Here is a 15744-nt window from a genome sequence, read left to right as displayed (position 1 = left end):
TCAGGGTGTGGAGATCAACCGAAGATCCCGAGCTCGGCCTGGACGGCGAACGGTGGCAGACCCAACACCATCGCGACCAGGACGACCAGCATCACCGCGCAACCTCCCCACTGGATCGCGCTGCGGTTTTTGGCGGGGGCGAAGGCGAAGATCACGGCGACCAGGGTGCCGACGATCAGACCGCCGAGATGCCCCTGCCAGCTGATGCCGGGGATCACGAAGGTGATCACGGCGTTCACGCCGATCAGCCAGAGCACGCCCTGGGCGTTGTAGCCGAGCCTCCTCGCGAGCACGAACAGCGCGCCGAACATGCCGTAGATCGCGCCCGAGGCGCCGACCGCGGCGATGCCGAACAGGTAGATCGCGACGGATCCGCCGAGCGCGGAGAGAAGATACAGCGTCAGGAACCTGGCCGACCCGAGGCGCCGCTCCAACTCGGGGCCGATGACATAGAGCGCCCACATGTTGAACAGGATGTGGGTCAGTGCCCAGCTTGAGCCACCCAGCGGCTGGTGCAGGAACGCACCGGTGATGAGGCGCCACCACTCGCCCTGATAACCGACCTCGTAGGCGTTCATCGTGAAGTTCGCGAGCACCCAGTTGGTGTTCACGGTCTCGACGGCGTACGCCAGGATGTTGACGATCAGCAGCGTCCAGGTGACCCGGGGGGTGGTGACCGCCCGGCCGCCGAAGACCGCCTGCGCCTGCCGCATGCCCCTGTTGCCCTCGTTCACGCACTCGGGGCACTGGAAGCCCACCGAGGCGTCGCGCATGCAGTCGGGGCAGATGGGACGTTCGCAGCGCTGGCAGCGGACGTAGGTCTCACGTTCCGGGTGCCGGTAGCAGGTGGGGACAACGGTGTCGGGCTCGTTGGACGGCTGGGTGGTCATGTGTGTGGTTGGCCCCTTCGAGCGTGCTGTTATCCACAGACTGCCAGCCTATTCACGATCCCGAGCGCCTGTGCACCCGCTAACGGCGACTGAGCCGCACCGGGCGAAGCCCAGGTCGAGGTGAGGCGGTCTCGGACGAGCGAATCCGAGGGACGGGGCGGGTCCGAGGGACGGCGCGGGCGCCGCCGAGGGACGGGGCGGGTCCGAAGGACAGGGCGGAAAGAGCCGGGCGAGGACCGAGGTGAGGCTGCACGGGACCGGCGCGTCCCGGCGGCAGCGCGTGGGGCCGGAGGGGCCGGACGAGGGTGTGCGGGAACGCGAACGGCGGCCTCCGACGGAGGCCGCCGAGCATGAGATCAGCTCTGGACGCGCTCGATGGTCACCGACTCCAGGACCACGGGCTCCGTGGGACGGTCACGGGCGTCGGTGTCGGTCTTGGCGATGGCGTCGACGACGTCCTGGCCCTCGATCACCTCACCGAAGATGGTGTGCTTGCCGTTCAGGTGCGGCGTGGGCACGACCGTGATGAAGAACTGCGAGCCGTTGGTGCCGCGGCCGAACTGGACACCGGCGTTGGCCATGGCGAGCAGGTAGGGACGGTTGAAGTAGAGGTCCGGGTGGATCTCGTCGTCGAACTTGTAACCCGGGCCTCCGACGCCCTGACCCAGCGGGTCGCCACCCTGGATCATGAATCCCGAGATGACCCGGTGGAAGATCGTGCCGTCGTACAGTTTGGCGGTGGACTTCTGGCCGGTCTCCGGGTGCACCCACTCGCGGGTGCCCTCGGCGAGCTCGACGAAGTTTCTCACGGTCTTGGGCGCGTGATCCGGGAAGAGCTGGACCTTCACGCTGCCGCGGTTGGTGTTGAGGTTCGCGATCAACTTCTCAGCCATGATCGGACTGCCCCCTTCAGGTCGTAGGCAATACCTGAGCAACGTATTGCTTTTGTGGCACTTTGACGATTTCGGCCGTGGCCGCATCCCCAAGCATCCTCCCACGGGCCGTCATGATTGAGCCGCCTTCGAGCGGGAAGGGGTGGCGACGGGGCCCCAACGAATGGGGAGGTTGTTGTGCCTCTAGCACTGTTTGGAAAGCGCCACATGAAGATCGTGGCACCGGAAAGGCGGCTGCGCCACGTGAAGGCTCAGGCCGTCCGAGCCGCGGATCGGGTCGGCCCAATGGCCAGTCATGCCCGTGACGCGGCAAGTCAGCACGCACATGACGTAGCCCTTCAGGCTCGCGATGTGGCCGGTCAAGCCCGTGAGATGGCCGGTCAGGCCCGTGAAGTGGCCGGCCAGGCCCGCGGCATGGCGAGCGAGAAGATCATCGTGGCACGTGGGTGGGCGGCACCGAGGCTTGACGCCGCCGCACACTCGATCGAGGAGCAGCTCGCGCCGAAACTCAGCGCCGCGCTGTCCCAGGCCGCCGCGAGGATCGATCCCACTCCCGTGAAGTCCAGGAAAACACCGATGTTCCTGCTGTTCACGGGCATCGCGATCGCTGCGGCGGGCTACGTTCTGTACCGCAAGAACGCCGACCAGTGGGCGGACACTCTGAAGGAGAGCGCCTCCGACGCGTCCCAGTGGGTGGGTCAGAAGACGGAGGCGGTGGCCGGAAAGACCTCCGGCGCGGTGGACGACGCCGTGAAGAAGGCCGAGGAGGTCGGCGCCAAGGTCACCGACAAGGTTGCCGACACCAAGGCCGAACACGCGTCGCACACGTCGCAAACGCCGAAGAGAACCCCTTAGGGGACGGGGCGCGCCTCTCGGATGACCGGGCTCCCGCTCGGCCCCCGGAGATGGCGCGCAACCGATCACGGCGTACGACGTCGGCAGAAAGTACGGCTCGCACCGCGAAGGTGCGGGCCGTACTTTCGTGTGGCGGCCCGTCGGCCGTGTTTCCGCGCGGTACCCCACTGATCGAACTTCCGGGTGGCGACCCGTTGACCGATCACCAAGCACTTGTTAGAACGTGTTCCCCGGCCCAAGGAGCACCGATGACGCTGTCGCCCCTCGACGACCATCCCGTACACCAGTCGTCCGAGGTGATGCGGCACGTCACGACGTCGGACCGCAATTTCTACGACCGGTACTACTTCAACTGCCACGCCGGATCCGACGAGCTGATGCTCATCGTCGGTCTCGGCCAGTATCCCAACCTCGGGGTCACCGACGCGTTCGCCTGCGTGCGCCACCGGAACCTGCACCGCGTGGTCAGGGCCTCCCGGGAGCTCGGCGACGACCGGATGGACACGAGGGTCGGCCCGTTCAGGGTCGAGGTGATCGAGGGACTGCGACGGCTACGGGTGGTGCTCGACCCCACAGAGCACGGCCTGTCCTTCGACCTCACCTGGGAGGGCACCGTACCGGCCACGCTCGAACCCCGGCACTTCCTGCGCTGGCAGGAGCGCGTGGTGTTCGACTCCTCGCGGATGGCCCAGACCGGCCGGTGGACCGGGCACATCCTGATCGGCGACGAGCGCGTCGAGGTCACCCCCGACCGCTGGCAGGGCACCCGCGACCGCTCGTGGGGCATCCGCCCCGTCGGCGAGCCCGAGCCCCCGGGCATCCAGGCACGCAACGCGGGGACTTTCTACTGGCTCTACACGCCTGTCCGGTTCGACGACCACGCCATCCTCTGCATCATCCAGGAGGACGAGAAGGGCCGCCGAGTCCTGGAGGAGGCGGTGCGCGTGTGGGGGTTCGGGTCCGCGCGGGAGGGTGAGGAGGAGTATCTCGGCCGTCCCGAGTATCGCCCGACGTACCTGGACGGCACCCGGGAGGTGCGCGAGGCGACGATCTCCTTCTCCCCGCCGGGCGGGAAGCCCTTCGACCTGCACTGCGTCCCGATTCTCCCGGTGCACCTGATGGTGGGCACCGGATATGGCCTGGAATCGGACTGGAAGCACGGCATGTACCAGGGTTCCCACCCGGTGGTCCAGGGCGTCACCCACACGCTGCCCGAGGACGCCCAGAAGATGTGGGGCATGGTCGACGCGGTCGGCCGCTTCGAGTACGACGGCCGGATCGGCTACGGGTTGTACGAGTACTGGGCCCTGGGGCCGCACCCGTCCTTCCCCGAAGGTTGAACACCGCGTCCCTTTCGGGAGGTCTTCCATCGCTCGGAGCCCGTTCTTCCCGAGTCCGGGCACGAGCGATGGAAGACCTTACCGGAGGGTGAACCGCACCGTCCCCCGTACGGCGCGGACTCCCGGGCCGGTCCTGCGGTCGCTCGAGGTCGTCCCCGGCGGTTCTGTAGCCCGGTGGCTCCGTGACCCGGTGGCCACGGACCTGCCAGGCTTCCCAGATCGCCTCCGAGCAACCGGCTGCGAACCGGCCGGACCATTCCCGCACGGATGCCCCGGCCGGTTCGCAGGTCTTCACGGGGACGCCTCTCCGCTCGCACGGCGTCCCCGCGAGGTCACTTCTCCTCGGCCTTCATGACGCAGGTGACGGTGGGCACGTCGCCCTCCGAGGACTTCTGCGCCACCCTCACCTCGGTGACCGCGTCCCCGTCGGGGACGGGCACGGCCGTGGAGAGTGTGGCCGCCTCGCCGGACTCCGGTACCCCTGCGGGAACGGCGGGCACGGCCATGACCGTGACGTCCTCGGGCAGGGCGGAGGGCTCCGCGGCCGGCTTCGCCGCCCTGAAGTCCTTGGTGATCGTGACGCGGCCGGCTTCGGCCTTCCTGGCCTCACCGGTCTCCCCGAGCGGCGGGGCGGGGACGGCGGGCACCGCGAGAGCGGCTCCGCCCTTCTCCAGTTCCCTGCGCTCGGCCTCGGTGAGCGTGCGCGTCGTCAGGCTTATCTTGCCGCCGCCCTCGCAGTCGACGAGCCGCGCGACACCATCCTTGGGAAGGGGCGCGGGGGTGGGGGTGTCGGCACTGGCGGCCCCGGTCAGCGTGGCCATCAGAGCCCCCGCGGTCACCACGGCGGCGGCGAGCATGCGAATACGCATGTGTTTGTTCTCCTTGTCAGACGGATCGATGTCAGACGGATCGATATGTCAGGCGGATCGATGAACGAATCGGGAAGCGGACCGGCCCGCGGTTCCGGAGACCACAGCTTCCCGCCCGCTGCCTGAACCCAGGCTGAAGGCGCCGGAAGTCGTCTTCAGGTTGGCTTTAGGCGCGGTACGGCAGTCTGAGCGGCATGCGCGTGCTGCTGGTTGAGGACGAGAAACGCCTGGCCCATCTCCTGAAGGAAGGGCTGGCAGGCGAGGGGTTCGCCGTCGACGTCGCGTACGACGGGCGCGACGGCCTGTGGATGGCGACCGAGAACCCGTACGACGTGATCGTGCTCGACGTCATGCTGCCCCGGATGAACGGCTACGCCGTCTGCGCCAAGCTCCGCGACGCGGAGAACTGGACGCCGATCCTGATGCTGACCGCCAAGGACGGGGTGCACGACGAGGCCGAGGCCCTGGACACGGGCGCGGACGACTTCCTGTCCAAACCGTTCTCCTACGTGGTGCTGCTGGCCCGGCTGCGCGCGCTGGTGCGCAGGGGCGGCGGGGCGCGGCCGGTGTCCATCGTGGTCGGCGACCTGACCGTCGATCCGGCGGGGCTCCGCTGCCGCCGGGGCGACACGGAGATCTCCCTCACGCCCAAGGAGTTCGCGGTCCTGCACGGCCTGGCGCGCAGACAGGGCGAGGTCGTCTCCAAGAGCGAGCTGCTGGCCCAGGCGTGGGACTTCTCCTACGACGGTGACCCGAACATCATCGAGGTCTACGTCAGCGCGCTGCGCCGCAAGATCGACGCTCCGTTCGGCCGCTCGTCACTGGTGACCGTGCGCGGCGCCGGCTACCGGTTGGAGGCCTGAGATGGCATCACGTCTTTCCGTACGACTCCGGGCGACCCTCGCGGCCACCGCGATCGTCGCGGTCGCGCTGGGAGTGGCGTCGGCGGTGCTCGTCGGCGTGCTGACGGGGAGCCTCACACGCAGCGCCTCCGACGAGGCCACCCGCCGCGCCGCCGCGACCGCCGACGTCCTCGCCGGTGGCACGGTGATGCTCGACGTTCCGGCGATCGACGTTACGCGGGCCGCCGTTCCCGCGACGGCCGAGGCTCCGTCGGCCACCGTGGTGACCGTCACCGGAACGGCGGCCGGGGTCCTCCGGCATTCGGAGGCGACCCTTCTCGATCCCGACATCAAGATCTTCACGCACCCCGTATGGCCGGCTCCGGCGGTCGCGGGCCCATCGTCCGAGAGGAAGGGCACGACGTCACCCCCGGAGGTGGCCATCCGGGGCACGGCGGACGAGCCGTCGCCCCATGCGGCGGCAGCGAAAGGTACATCGGACGCGGCGTCACCCCCGCAAGCGGCCGTGAAGGGCACCGCGTCGCCCTCGGAAGCGGCGGCGAAGGGCACCGCGAACAAGGTGTCACCCCCGGCGGTGGCGCTGCGGAGCGTGGCGGGCGCGCCGGCGTTCCAACTCGCCGAGCCGGCGCCATGGGCGTCCGGTGACTCCTTCGCCCTCGCCACGATGCCGGTGGACACCGCGAACGGAACGTTGTTCGTGCAGGCCAGGGCATCGATGGAGCCCACGATGGACGCCCTGAGGTCCCTGCGCGGCCTGCTGCTTCCCGGCATTCCCGCGCTGCTCCTGCTGGTCGCCGTCCTGACCTGGCTCACCGTCGGCCGGGCGTTGGCACCGGTCTCGGCCATCCGCGCCGAGGTGGCCGACATCACCGCGAACGACCTGCACCGAAGGGTTCCCGTACCGAAATCGCGCGACGAGATCGCCCGCCTCGCCGAGACCATGAACAGCACACTCGACCGGCTCGAACTGGCCGTCGGCCGGCACAAGCGCTTCGTCGCCGACGCGGCCCACGAGCTGCGCAGCCCGCTCGCCATCCTGCGGACCCGCCTGGAGCTGGCCCAGCCGGAACCGCTCGCGGCCGAGGCGCTGACCGACGTGGAGCGGATCCAGGCGCTCACCTCCGATCTCCTCCTGCTCGCCCGCCTGGACGCCGGTGAACCCGCCTGTCACGAGGAGGTGGATCTCGGCCAGGTGACCGCCGAGGAGGCGGCCAGGTCGAGGCCCAGGCCGGAGGTCAAGGTCACGCTGAAGGTGGCGGCCGACACCGTGGTCATGGGCTCCGCCGGCCAACTGCGCCGCCTGGTGGCCAATCTGGTGGACAACGCGGTACGCCACGCGGGTTCCACGGTCACCGTCCGGCTGGCCGTGGACGGCGGCGAGGCGGTGCTCGACGTGCGCGACGACGGGCCGGGCATTCCCGCCGAGCACCACGAGGCGGTCTTCGACCGCTTCACCCGGCTGGACGAGGCCAGGGACAGGGACGCGGGCGGTGCGGGGCTCGGGCTCGCCATCGCGAGGGACATCGCGGTACGGCACGGCGGGAGTCTGCGCGTCGCGGGGAAAGATCGCGAAGCCTGGCTACAGGCCCGTTTTCCTGTGATATGAACCCCTCAGGTGATCTATCACGGCGCCCTTCACTCCCCAGGAGGCCCACCATGCCCGCCCCAACCCGTCGACTGATGATCTTCCGAGGTCTCGCGGGCGGCGCCGCCGCCGTGATCGCGTCGGCCGCCACATGGGTACGCCCCGCCCGGGCATCCTCGGAGACCCAGGAGTCCGAGGAGTCCGCCGGTCCCATCCTCGCCAGGACGAGCGGCATCCCCGTCGGCGGCGGCCGGATCATCAAGGGAACATGGGTGGTCACCCAGCCGGTGAAAGGCACCTTCCGCGCCTTCAGCGCGAAGTGCACGCACCAGGGCTGCACCGTCGCCACCATCCGCGGCGGGACCATCAACTGCCCCTGCCACGGCAGCAAATTCAGGATCGCCGACGGCTCGGTGGCCAGAGGCCCCGCCAAGCGGCCGCTGGCCCGCAGGAAGATCAAGGTCTCCAAGGGGATCATCAGGCTGAGCTGACCGCTCGGCTTCGGACGTGGCGGGCCGGACCGCGCGAGCGAGCCAAGCAGGCGAGCCGAACGGAGCCGGCCGAGCAGGCAGGACGGGTGGACCGGACGGGTGGACCGTGACCGGTGACCTCCCCGGACGTCGGCGAAGGTTTCACGTGAATCAATACGCTTCGCCCGGCGGCCAGGACGGTCTTGGCGGATCGCACCCGCTCCCGAGGGGCAGGAGACGTCACTCCCGGGGCGGGACATCCGATGACCGCCCGGCCACGGGGGAGGCGGAGGCCGCCGGGAGCTCCCGCTCGGTGAGAGGCATCCGATGTCCGCACGGCGATGGGAGACGCTTGGCTTCCGCGCTCGCGACCGGACGGCCCGCCACGCGCACCCGGTGAACGTTTTCCGAAATATCTAATTGATATCGTCACATAACGCCACCGGGGAATATATGAATATTTACCCGGGAAAATCCATCTGAGATAACCCGTGAATCGCATGCGGATGTACAAGTCTCACTCTCCGGCAAGTAATGTCAAAGGGTTGATCGCGCCTGACGGCGGATAGACGTCACACCATGCGAGGCACAGTTCGACGTTCCCTGATCACCGGCACCGTCTTCGCCCTGGCCACAACCCTCCCCTTCGGCATCGCACCCGCCGTGGCCGACCCCACCCCCGACTCCCGGCACCTCCCCCTCCCGGATCAATTCACGGTCCTCAGAACGGGCAGCAGGGGAATGGAGGTGCACAACGCGAAGAAAAGACTCAAGGATCTGGGATTTTCCCCGGGGAATCTCAGCCCTCTGTACGACTCCGCTCTGCGAATGACCGTATGGGCGTTCCAGAAGGCGAACGGATTGAAACCCGTCGACAGAATCGACCTGCCGACCTGGCAGGCTCTCCTGCGCCCTCGCCGGATCAGGCCCCTGGTGACGTACGGGGAGCGGGAAAGGGCCGAGATCGATCTGCGGCGCCGACTCCTCGTCGCGTGGAGAGACGGGAAACCCGTGCTGGTGACCCACATCTCCACCGGCGCCCGCAGGCCGTACTGCGAGAAGGGCCACTGCGGGTTCGCCTCGACCCCGGTCGGCGACTACCGGGTGGGAGTGCGGGTCCCCGGCTGGTCCACGGGGATCCTCGGGGCGATGTTCTATCCCGTCTACTTCAACGGCGGCATCGCGATCCACGGTTCCACCCTCGTCCCCCGCTTCCCCGCGTCCCACGGGTGCGTCCGGGTCCCGCTGCACAACGCCCTCGACCTCTACCGGTTCCTTCAGCCGGGGACTCCGGTGTACGTCCGCCGCCCGGAGGCTCCCACCGGACGTGCGATGAGGGTTCGCGGGGAGCGGCGCCCGCGAATCCCGAAGGCACGACCTGTCGAGGCTCCGCACCGCTCGTCCAAGAAATCCTCGCGTCCAGGGCGCTCCACCGGCCGGCGGACGGGAGGTGACACCGGTGGCCACCGGTGAGCGTGCGGGCGCATCGGAGCGGGGAGGTCGTGGCCGGGTGGGTGCGGGCGCCTGTGACAAGCCGGGCGGCCTGGCCCGGCTCGCGGTGCGCCCCCACCTGCGCGCGGACGCCTGGCGACGAGCCGTGCGGGCGCCCCGCGCCGGTTCCGCCGCGAAAATCCCGGCCTGTACGCCGATCGAGCCGATCTCGGAAGCTTAGAACCGATGTCCCGAGGTGATGATGAGGATGTCGGCTGATCATTCCGAAGGGCGTGCATCGTGATACCAACCATGATCCTGTTCGGCCTGGTCTTCGGGCGCTGGTGGCGCGCCTCCCTCCTCGCCGCCGCCGTGTTCTGGCCCGTGGTGCTCCTGGCCGGCGACGCGATCGGGCTCGACGGGTCACTCATGACGGCGGCCGCGCTGGGAGTGCTCAACGTCTCCGCCGGGGTGGCGATCCACCAGAGCGTCCTGTGGATCGTGAGGAACACGATCACGCAGCGGCCGCGGGCGAAGAATCCCTGACACACTTCCCTGCGTGGAGGGACGCTGTCGCGCACATTCGACGCGCCCTCCGGTGACCGGACGAGAACGCCCCGGCGAGCCGACGGACCCACGGTCGAACACGTCCCCGACTCCCCGGCCACCTCTGGCGGCGTCCGGCGATCGACATCACCCACGGGCGTGTCTTCAGGACCTGATCCCCTCCAGGATCACCTCTTCGAGCACGATCGAGGTCATCGAGCGATCGCGCGTGTTGTACTGCCCTCCGGTGATGGCGACGACCAGGTCCAGCGCGGGCGCCACGTAGATCACCTGGCCGCCGTTGCCCGACCCTCCCTTCCACGTGTCGCCCGAATACCAGTGGTAGCCGTAGTGGAGGTCCTCGGCGATCCGCACGTGCGGGTGCAGGGCCGTCTTCAGCCAGGACGAGGGGACGACGTCGCCACCCCCTTCGAGCACGAGCCGCCCGATCGCGAGGAGGTCGCGGGGGGTGAGCCGCAGCCCGGCGGCGGCCATCGCCGTCCCGTCCTCGCCGGACGACCACTCGAAGCGCGTGATCCCCAGTGGTTCGAACAGCCTGGTACGCGCGTAGTCCTCCAGCGTCCGTCCGGTGCCCTTCGCGATGAGCCGCGCCACCAGCGCGGAGGCGCCTCCGCAGTAGGACCATTTCGTGCCCGGTTCCTCCACGATGCGCTGCTCCAGGACGTAGCGGAACCGGTCGGGGGACAACTCCATCGCGATCTCACTGTTCGCCGTGCTCGTGTAGGGGGCGCTCTCGTCCCACTCCAGGCCGAGCGTCATGGTGAGGGCGTGCTCGACCGTGAGCGCGGCGCGCCGGGGATCCTGCGGGAGGTCCGAGTATTCGGGGAAGTGCCGGAGCAGTGGCTCGCGCGGCTCCGGCACCTCGCCGTCGGCCAGGGCGATGCCGTACAGGAGGCCGACGACGCTCTTGGTGATCGAGCGGAGGTCGTGGAGCGTGTCGGGTGTGAAGCGCACCCGGCCGAGCGGCTCGTTCAGCTTGAAGTCCTCGCCCTCGCCGTAGTGCTCAAGGATCACCTGGCCGTGGCGGACGGCGACCGCGCCGTGGCGGACGGGCACCCGGCCCTGCTCCACGGCCAGGGCGAGACGGTCGTTGAGTGTGTCGCTGCTCATGGTTCCGTTCTACGCCCTGCCACCGTGTCAGGATCAACCCCTCGTCGATCACGACGCGCGTGGAGAACCGGGGCCGTTCGCGCCCGCCGGCCGTGCTTTCCTCGCCTCGTTTCCGGCAGACCCCCTGCGGGACTGCGGACCGCGACGGGACTTCGCCGGGCGAACGCGGTCGGCCGGGGCCCGGCGAGTGCGTCCGCTTGCGGATAATCCGGAACGGTACCGGTTGGCTATGGTGAGGAGCATGACCGCGATGGCACCCGCCCGTACCGAGCCGGATCTCTCCTTCCTGCTGGACCACGCCGGCCATGTCCTGCGGACCCGGATGGCGGCGGCGCTCGCCGAGATCGGGCTCACCGCACGGATGCACTGCGTGCTGGTCCACGCCCTGGAGGAGGAGCGCACGCAGATTCAGCTCGCCGAGCTCGGCGACATGGACAAGACCACGATGGTGGTCACGGTCGACGCCCTGGAGAAGGCGGGCCTCGCCGAGCGCCGCCCGTCGAGCACGGATCGGCGGGCCCGGATCATCGCGGTCACCGAGAAGGGCGCGCAGGTCGCGCGGCAGAGCCAGGAGATCGTCGACGGCGTGCACAGGGCGGCCCTGGCCGCGCTGCCGGGAGACGAGGGCGAGGTGCTCGTACGAGCCTTGAAGCGCCTGGTGGCCGGACATCTCGCCACCCCCGTGGAGGCACCGCAGGGAGTCCGGCGGGCACGGCAGCGCACAAAGTGAATCCATAGAGGATCGTCTACAACAAAACCATCTGCTACGGTCTCTCCTGTTCCCCTCGAACAGGAGGCGACCCCATGTCGCGTACCGCACCTTCCGCACGCCCCGCCGATACGTCTCCCTCGCGCTGGACGGCGCTCGCCGTGCTGTCCGCCGCGATGTTGATGACGATCCTGGACGGCAGCATCGTGACCGTGGCGATGCCGACCATCCAGGCGGACCTGGGCTTCTCGCCCGCCGGGCTCAGCTGGACCGTCAACGCCTACCTCATCGCCTTCGGCGGGCTGCTCCTCCTCGCCGGTCGGCTGGGCGACCTCATCGGCCGCAAGACCATGTTCCTCGCGGGGAACACGGTCTTCGCCGCCGCGTCGCTACTGGCCGGACTGTCCACAGGGCCCGGCATGCTGATCACCGCCCGGTTCCTGCAGGGCGTCGGCAGCGCGATGGCCTCGGCGGTCGTGCTGGGCATCCTGGTGACGCTGTTCACCGAGCCCGGGGAGCGCGCGAAGGCGATCGGCGTCTTCAGCTTCACCGGCGCCGCCGGAGCCTCGATCGGCCAGGTCCTGGGCGGGGTCCTCACCGACGCGCTCAGCTGGCACTGGATCTTCTTCGTCAACCTGCCGATCGGGCTGGTCACGATCGCGATCGCGATCCGGGCGCTGCCGGGCGAGCGCGGGGTCGGGCTCGCCGCCGGAGCCGACGTCCTCGGCGCCGTGCTGGTCACCGGCGGGCTGATGCTGGGCCTCTACACCGTGGTCAAGATCGAGGAGTACGGCTGGCTCGCCACCCACACCCTCGGCCTCGGCGCGGTCTCGATCGCCCTGCTCGCCGCGTTCCTCGTCCGCCAGGCGACCGCGAGGACCCCGCTGATGCCGCTGCGGATCCTCCGCTCGCGCAACGTCTCAGGCGCGAACCTCGCCCAGATCCTGACGCTGTCGGCCATGTTCGCCCTCCAGATCATCGTCGCGCTCTACATGCAGCGGGTCCTCGGCTACGGCGCCCTCGACACCGGCCTCGCGATGCTCCCCGCGGCGGTGGCGATCGGCGGCGTGTCCCTGTTCCTCTCCGCCCGGCTCAACACCCGTTTCGGCGAGCGCGCCGTCCTGCTCGCGGGCCTGGTGCTCCTGTTCTGCGCGATGTGCCTGCTCACCCGCGTACCGGTGAGCGCGAACTACGTCACCGACCTGCTCCCGGTGATGCTGCTCATCGCGGGCGGCGGGCTGGTGCTCCCGGCACTCACCACGCTCGGCATGTCCGGCGCGGGGGCCGACGACGCGGGCCTGGCGTCCGGGCTGTTCAACACCACCCAGCAGATCGGCATGGCCGTCGGCGTCGCGGTGCTGTCCACGCTGGCCGCCCGGCGCACCGAGGAACTGCTCTCGGCGGGAGAGAGCACGGCCTCCGCGCTCACCGGCGGCTACCACCTCGCCTTCGGTGTCGCCGCCGCCCTGCTCCTCGCCGCCTTCGCCGTCGCGCTCGTCGTGCTGCGGCAGCCCGGGCCGGTCAGAAGAGGGTGAGCGGCTCGGCGGGCATGGGCTCGGGCAGCGGCTCGACCTCCGGCAGCAGGGCCCGTACGTCGTCGTGGAAGCGACGGGCGAGCGTGAGCGCGTCGGCGTTGTCGGGGGTGTGCACGAACACGGTCGGCGAGCGGCCCTCGCGCAGCCAGCCGGTGACCGTGCCGATCCAGTGCTGCCAGCCCTTGATCGTGCTCTCGGTGTCGTCCCTGCCGAGGTAGCGGACGATCGGCCGGTCGGTGAGGGCGACCGACCGGAGCGGCATCCGGGGCTTCCTCGACCACGCCTCCCGTTCGGTGTCGCTGGTCGGAGGGCTCCGGAAGAGCGTCGTGGTGTCGAAGGGCACCCACTCGGCGCCGACACCGGCGAGAACCCCTTCGAGAAGCCGCGCGGACCGCGCGTCGTCGAAGAACGCGCGGTGGCGGACCTCGACGGCGTACCTGTGCGAACGAGGGAGCCGGTGCAGAAAAGCGGCGAGGGTGCCGAGGTCGGTCGGGGCGAACGACCCCGGCAGCTGGATCCAGAGGGCGTGGGCTCGCGGCCCGAGTGGCTCGATCGTCTCCAGGAACGACCGGACCTCCTCGTCGACGCCGGTGAGGCGCCTCTCGTGCGTGATCGACTTGGGCAGCTTCACCACCAGCCGGAAGTCGGGCGCGGTCTGCCTCGCCCACGACTCCACCGTGCTCCTCGACGGTGTCGCGTAGAACGTCGTGTTGCCCTCCACCGCGTTGCACCAGGACGCGTAGGCCCGCAGGCGCTCTCCCGGCGGGAGCGGGTGGGGCAGGAAGTTCCCCTGCCATGACTTGAGGGTCCACATCGCGCATCCCACATGAAGCCGCATGACCTCGACGCTATCCAAGGACGGGAGCGAACCGGGCGTCGTACGTTAGATCCATCATCCGACCGGGCATCCCGATAGACCATCGCATTCGCGACAGATGGGATGTTTCCCAATGAAGGCGATATCTATCGCGGCAGGGGTCCTGGCCATACTCGTGGCGGCCCCGCCCCCGGTGGCGGCCGAGATCGGAGCCGGGACCGGCGCCTCCCCGGCCTCCGCCTCCTCCGCGAAGCCGGCCTATCCCACCGAGTTCTCCCTTCCCGACGGTTTCCAGCCGGAAGGGATCGCCATCGGCCCGGGGCCGTCCGCGTACTTCGGCTCGCGCGGAACCGGCGCGATCTACCGCGCCGACCTGCGCACCGGGAAAGGCCGGATCATCAATCCGGGACCCGGCACCCCGTCGCTCGGTCTCAAGGTCGACCCGCGCGGGCGGCTGTTCGTCGCCGGCGGCACGGGCGGCGACGCCCGCGTGATCGACACCCGCACCGGCAAGGTGCTCGCGAGCTACCGGCTCACCACCGGCGCCGCGTTCGTCAACGACGTCGTGCTCACCCGCGACGCGGCGTACTTCACCGACTCGGCCAACCCCGTGCTGTACAGGCTGCCGTTCGGGCGCGGGGGAGCGCTGCCCTCCCAGGCGGCGAAGGTGCCGCTGAGCGGGGACATCGTCTACACGACCGGCAACAACGCCAACGGCATCGCCCAGACCCCCGACGGCAAGGGCCTGCTCGTCGTGCAGTCCAACACCGGCAGGCTGTTCCGCGTCGACCCCTCGACCGGAGTCGCCACCCTGGTGGACATCGGCGCCGAGTCCCTGGAAGGCGGGGACGGCCTGCTGCTGGAGGGCCGTACCCTCCACGTCGTACAGAACCGCCTGAACCTCCTCACCTCCCTCTCCCTGGACCGCGCCGCCACCTCGGGGAAGGTGATCCGCAAACTCGTCGACGAACGCTTCGACGTTCCCACCACCGTCGCCTCCTTCCGCGACCGCCTCTATCTCCCCAACGCCCGTTTCACCACGACCCCCACCCCGACGACCCCGTACAACGTGGTGGCCGTCAAGGGGCACTGATCGTTCCTCTCGTGCCCGCCCGCCGCTGATCGGCGTGCCCGCCCCCGCGGGCACGCCCTCGCACGTCCGCCGCACCGAGAAAGCCGCACCGAGAAATCGGCCGGCCGCGCGAAGGGGCGGCAGCGGAGCCCACGACGACGGCCGATTTCCGCCAGCGTGCCGCCTCGGCGCGGCCGAGCATGGATCCATGAGTACTCTTCGTACGCTCGCCATCGAAGCCGAGGTCGCCGCCGAGCTGCGTGTCCGCGACGACGCCGGGCGCCCGCCCCGCGTGGTCACCGACACCGAGGGAGGCGCTCCGCTGCGATGCTGCCTGCGTCGCAGCCTGCCGGGCGAGCGGCTCGCCCTGCTCGCGTACGCGCCATTGCGCAGGTGGGCGGCACGGACCGGGGGCGATCCCGGCCCGTACGAGGAGCTGGGCCCGGTGTTCGTGCACGCCGCGCAGTGCGAGGGACCCGGCGGGACGGGTTTTCCCGTCGAGATGTGCGGCGAGCGGCGGGTCTTCCGCGCCTACGACGCGGTCGGCAACATTCTCGGCGGACGGCTGGTGGACCGCCACCTCAGCCTCGACGCCGCCACGGCGGAGGCCGTCCTGGCGGAGCAGTTCGCGGACCCGGGCGTGGCGCTGGTGCACGTACGGGCGGTGGAGTTCGGCTGCTTCCTGTTCGAGGTGCACCGTGCCTGACCTGGAGGTGCACCTCGCCTGACCACAGGCGG

General features: G+C 69.8%; 16 protein-coding genes. 11 read left to right on the top strand and 5 right to left on the bottom strand.

The features are described 5' to 3' along the window. Window positions 1–14 precede the first annotated feature (14 nt). Together ACFY3V_RS23265 and ACFY3V_RS23260 are read right to left on the bottom strand one after the other, a co-directional pair. Window positions 15–890, bottom strand: coding sequence for a rhomboid family intramembrane serine protease (locus ACFY3V_RS23265; RefSeq protein ID WP_362902088.1), 876 nt, complete (start codon window positions 888–890; stop codon window positions 15–17). A 356-nt stretch (window positions 891–1246) separates the two neighbouring features. Continuing rightward, the gene (locus ACFY3V_RS23260; protein WP_350942001.1) at window positions 1247–1783 is read right to left on the bottom strand and encodes a peptidylprolyl isomerase; all 537 of its coding nucleotides are present in this window, start codon (window positions 1781–1783) and stop codon (window positions 1247–1249) included. Between the two features lie 207 nt (window positions 1784–1990). On the opposite strand from ACFY3V_RS23260, the gene ACFY3V_RS23255 reads away from it, so the two are divergent. Then, window positions 1991–2638 (top strand): hypothetical protein, encoded by a 648-nt coding sequence (locus ACFY3V_RS23255; protein WP_362902086.1) that lies wholly within the window; start codon window positions 1991–1993, stop codon window positions 2636–2638. Between the two features lie 248 nt (window positions 2639–2886). Then, window positions 2887–3978, top strand: coding sequence for a hypothetical protein (locus tag ACFY3V_RS23250; RefSeq protein ID WP_362902084.1), 1092 nt, complete (start codon window positions 2887–2889; stop codon window positions 3976–3978). A 332-nt stretch (window positions 3979–4310) separates the two neighbouring features. Here ACFY3V_RS23250 and ACFY3V_RS23245 read toward each other — a convergent pair whose 3' ends face one another. Further along, a complete protein-coding gene (locus ACFY3V_RS23245) occupies window positions 4311–4847 on the bottom strand; it encodes a hypothetical protein (protein WP_362902082.1) in 537 nt (178 codons plus the stop codon). 194 nt (window positions 4848–5041) lie between these two features. On the opposite strand from ACFY3V_RS23245, the gene ACFY3V_RS23240 reads away from it, so the two are divergent. The 5 genes from ACFY3V_RS23240 (at window position 5042) to ACFY3V_RS23220 (ending at window position 9742) form a co-directional block, all read left to right on the top strand. Beyond that, on the top strand, window positions 5042–5710 hold the full coding sequence (locus tag ACFY3V_RS23240; protein ID WP_350941994.1) for a response regulator transcription factor: 669 nt from the start codon (window positions 5042–5044) through the stop codon (window positions 5708–5710). Between the two features lies 1 nt (window position 5711). Then, window positions 5712–7316: an ATP-binding protein gene (locus ACFY3V_RS23235; RefSeq protein ID WP_389776119.1), complete on the top strand. Its 1605-nt coding sequence runs from the start codon at window positions 5712–5714 to the stop codon at window positions 7314–7316. Between the two features lie 50 nt (window positions 7317–7366). Then, complete coding sequence (locus ACFY3V_RS23230; RefSeq protein ID WP_389776116.1) at window positions 7367–7786, top strand: Rieske (2Fe-2S) protein; 420 nt, start codon at window positions 7367–7369, stop codon at window positions 7784–7786. Between the two features lie 558 nt (window positions 7787–8344). Beyond that, window positions 8345–9238, top strand: a complete 894-nt coding sequence (locus tag ACFY3V_RS23225; protein WP_389776113.1) for a L,D-transpeptidase family protein — start codon at window positions 8345–8347, stop codon at window positions 9236–9238. 258 nt (window positions 9239–9496) lie between these two features. Next, window positions 9497–9742, top strand: coding sequence for a hypothetical protein (locus tag ACFY3V_RS23220; protein ID WP_350941987.1), 246 nt, complete (start codon window positions 9497–9499; stop codon window positions 9740–9742). A 165-nt stretch (window positions 9743–9907) separates the two neighbouring features. Here ACFY3V_RS23220 and ACFY3V_RS23215 read toward each other — a convergent pair whose 3' ends face one another. Beyond that, window positions 9908–10873: a serine hydrolase domain-containing protein gene (locus tag ACFY3V_RS23215; protein ID WP_389776110.1), complete on the bottom strand. Its 966-nt coding sequence runs from the start codon at window positions 10871–10873 to the stop codon at window positions 9908–9910. 241 nt (window positions 10874–11114) lie between these two features. Here ACFY3V_RS23215 and ACFY3V_RS23210 point away from each other — a divergent pair, with 241 nt between their 5' ends. Both ACFY3V_RS23210 and ACFY3V_RS23205 read left to right on the top strand, forming a co-directional pair. Then, entirely contained in the window at window positions 11115–11603 is a 489-nt protein-coding gene (locus tag ACFY3V_RS23210) for a MarR family winged helix-turn-helix transcriptional regulator (RefSeq protein ID WP_350941984.1), read from the top strand. Window positions 11604–11677: 74 nt separating this feature from the next. Continuing rightward, entirely contained in the window at window positions 11678–13117 is a 1440-nt protein-coding gene (locus ACFY3V_RS23205) for a DHA2 family efflux MFS transporter permease subunit (protein WP_362926455.1), read from the top strand. Here ACFY3V_RS23205 and ACFY3V_RS23200 read toward each other — a convergent pair. Beyond that, on the bottom strand, window positions 13104–13955 hold the full coding sequence (locus ACFY3V_RS23200) for a DUF72 domain-containing protein (protein ID WP_362926456.1): 852 nt from the start codon (window positions 13953–13955) through the stop codon (window positions 13104–13106). The genes ACFY3V_RS23205 and ACFY3V_RS23200 overlap by 14 nt on opposite strands. 112 nt (window positions 13956–14067) lie before the next feature. Here ACFY3V_RS23200 and ACFY3V_RS23195 point away from each other — a divergent pair, with 112 nt between their 5' ends. Then, entirely contained in the window at window positions 14068–15027 is a 960-nt protein-coding gene (locus ACFY3V_RS23195; RefSeq protein WP_389776105.1) for a superoxide dismutase, read from the top strand. A 187-nt stretch (window positions 15028–15214) separates the two neighbouring features. Next, a complete protein-coding gene (locus ACFY3V_RS23190) occupies window positions 15215–15712 on the top strand; it encodes a DUF1203 domain-containing protein (protein ID WP_350941976.1) in 498 nt (165 codons plus the stop codon). The last annotated feature ends 32 nt before the right edge of the window (window positions 15713–15744 follow it).

It is taken from the genome of Streptosporangium sp. NPDC000095, from assembly GCF_042899335.1.
In the GTDB taxonomy this organism is placed as follows: Bacteria; Actinomycetota; Actinomycetes; order Streptosporangiales; family Streptosporangiaceae; genus Streptosporangium.
This window is presented reverse-complemented; position numbering and strand designations above follow the sequence as displayed.

Excerpts from the sequence above, each read along its gene's own strand:
- ACFY3V_RS23265 (WP_362902088.1), bottom strand. The coding sequence starts at position 890 with ATGACCACCCAGCCGTCCAACGAGCCCGACACCGTTGTCCCCACCTGC.
- ACFY3V_RS23260 (WP_350942001.1), bottom strand. The coding sequence starts at position 1,783 with ATGGCTGAGAAGTTGATCGCGAACCTCAACACCAACCGCGGCAGCGTG.
- ACFY3V_RS23255 (WP_362902086.1), top strand. The coding sequence starts at position 1,991 with ATGAAGATCGTGGCACCGGAAAGGCGGCTGCGCCACGTGAAGGCTCAG.
- ACFY3V_RS23250 (WP_362902084.1), top strand. The coding sequence starts at position 2,887 with ATGACGCTGTCGCCCCTCGACGACCATCCCGTACACCAGTCGTCCGAG.
- ACFY3V_RS23245 (WP_362902082.1), bottom strand. The coding sequence starts at position 4,847 with ATGCGTATTCGCATGCTCGCCGCCGCCGTGGTGACCGCGGGGGCTCTG.
- ACFY3V_RS23240 (WP_350941994.1), top strand. The coding sequence starts at position 5,042 with ATGCGCGTGCTGCTGGTTGAGGACGAGAAACGCCTGGCCCATCTCCTG.
- ACFY3V_RS23235 (WP_389776119.1), top strand. The coding sequence starts at position 5,712 with ATGGCATCACGTCTTTCCGTACGACTCCGGGCGACCCTCGCGGCCACC.
- ACFY3V_RS23230 (WP_389776116.1), top strand. The coding sequence starts at position 7,367 with ATGCCCGCCCCAACCCGTCGACTGATGATCTTCCGAGGTCTCGCGGGC.
- ACFY3V_RS23225 (WP_389776113.1), top strand. The coding sequence starts at position 8,345 with ATGCGAGGCACAGTTCGACGTTCCCTGATCACCGGCACCGTCTTCGCC.
- ACFY3V_RS23215 (WP_389776110.1), bottom strand. The coding sequence starts at position 10,873 with ATGAGCAGCGACACACTCAACGACCGTCTCGCCCTGGCCGTGGAGCAG.
- ACFY3V_RS23210 (WP_350941984.1), top strand. The coding sequence starts at position 11,115 with ATGACCGCGATGGCACCCGCCCGTACCGAGCCGGATCTCTCCTTCCTG.
- ACFY3V_RS23205 (WP_362926455.1), top strand. The coding sequence starts at position 11,678 with ATGTCGCGTACCGCACCTTCCGCACGCCCCGCCGATACGTCTCCCTCG.
- ACFY3V_RS23200 (WP_362926456.1), bottom strand. The coding sequence starts at position 13,955 with ATGCGGCTTCATGTGGGATGCGCGATGTGGACCCTCAAGTCATGGCAG.
- ACFY3V_RS23195 (WP_389776105.1), top strand. The coding sequence starts at position 14,068 with ATGAAGGCGATATCTATCGCGGCAGGGGTCCTGGCCATACTCGTGGCG.
- ACFY3V_RS23190 (WP_350941976.1), top strand. The coding sequence starts at position 15,215 with ATGAGTACTCTTCGTACGCTCGCCATCGAAGCCGAGGTCGCCGCCGAG.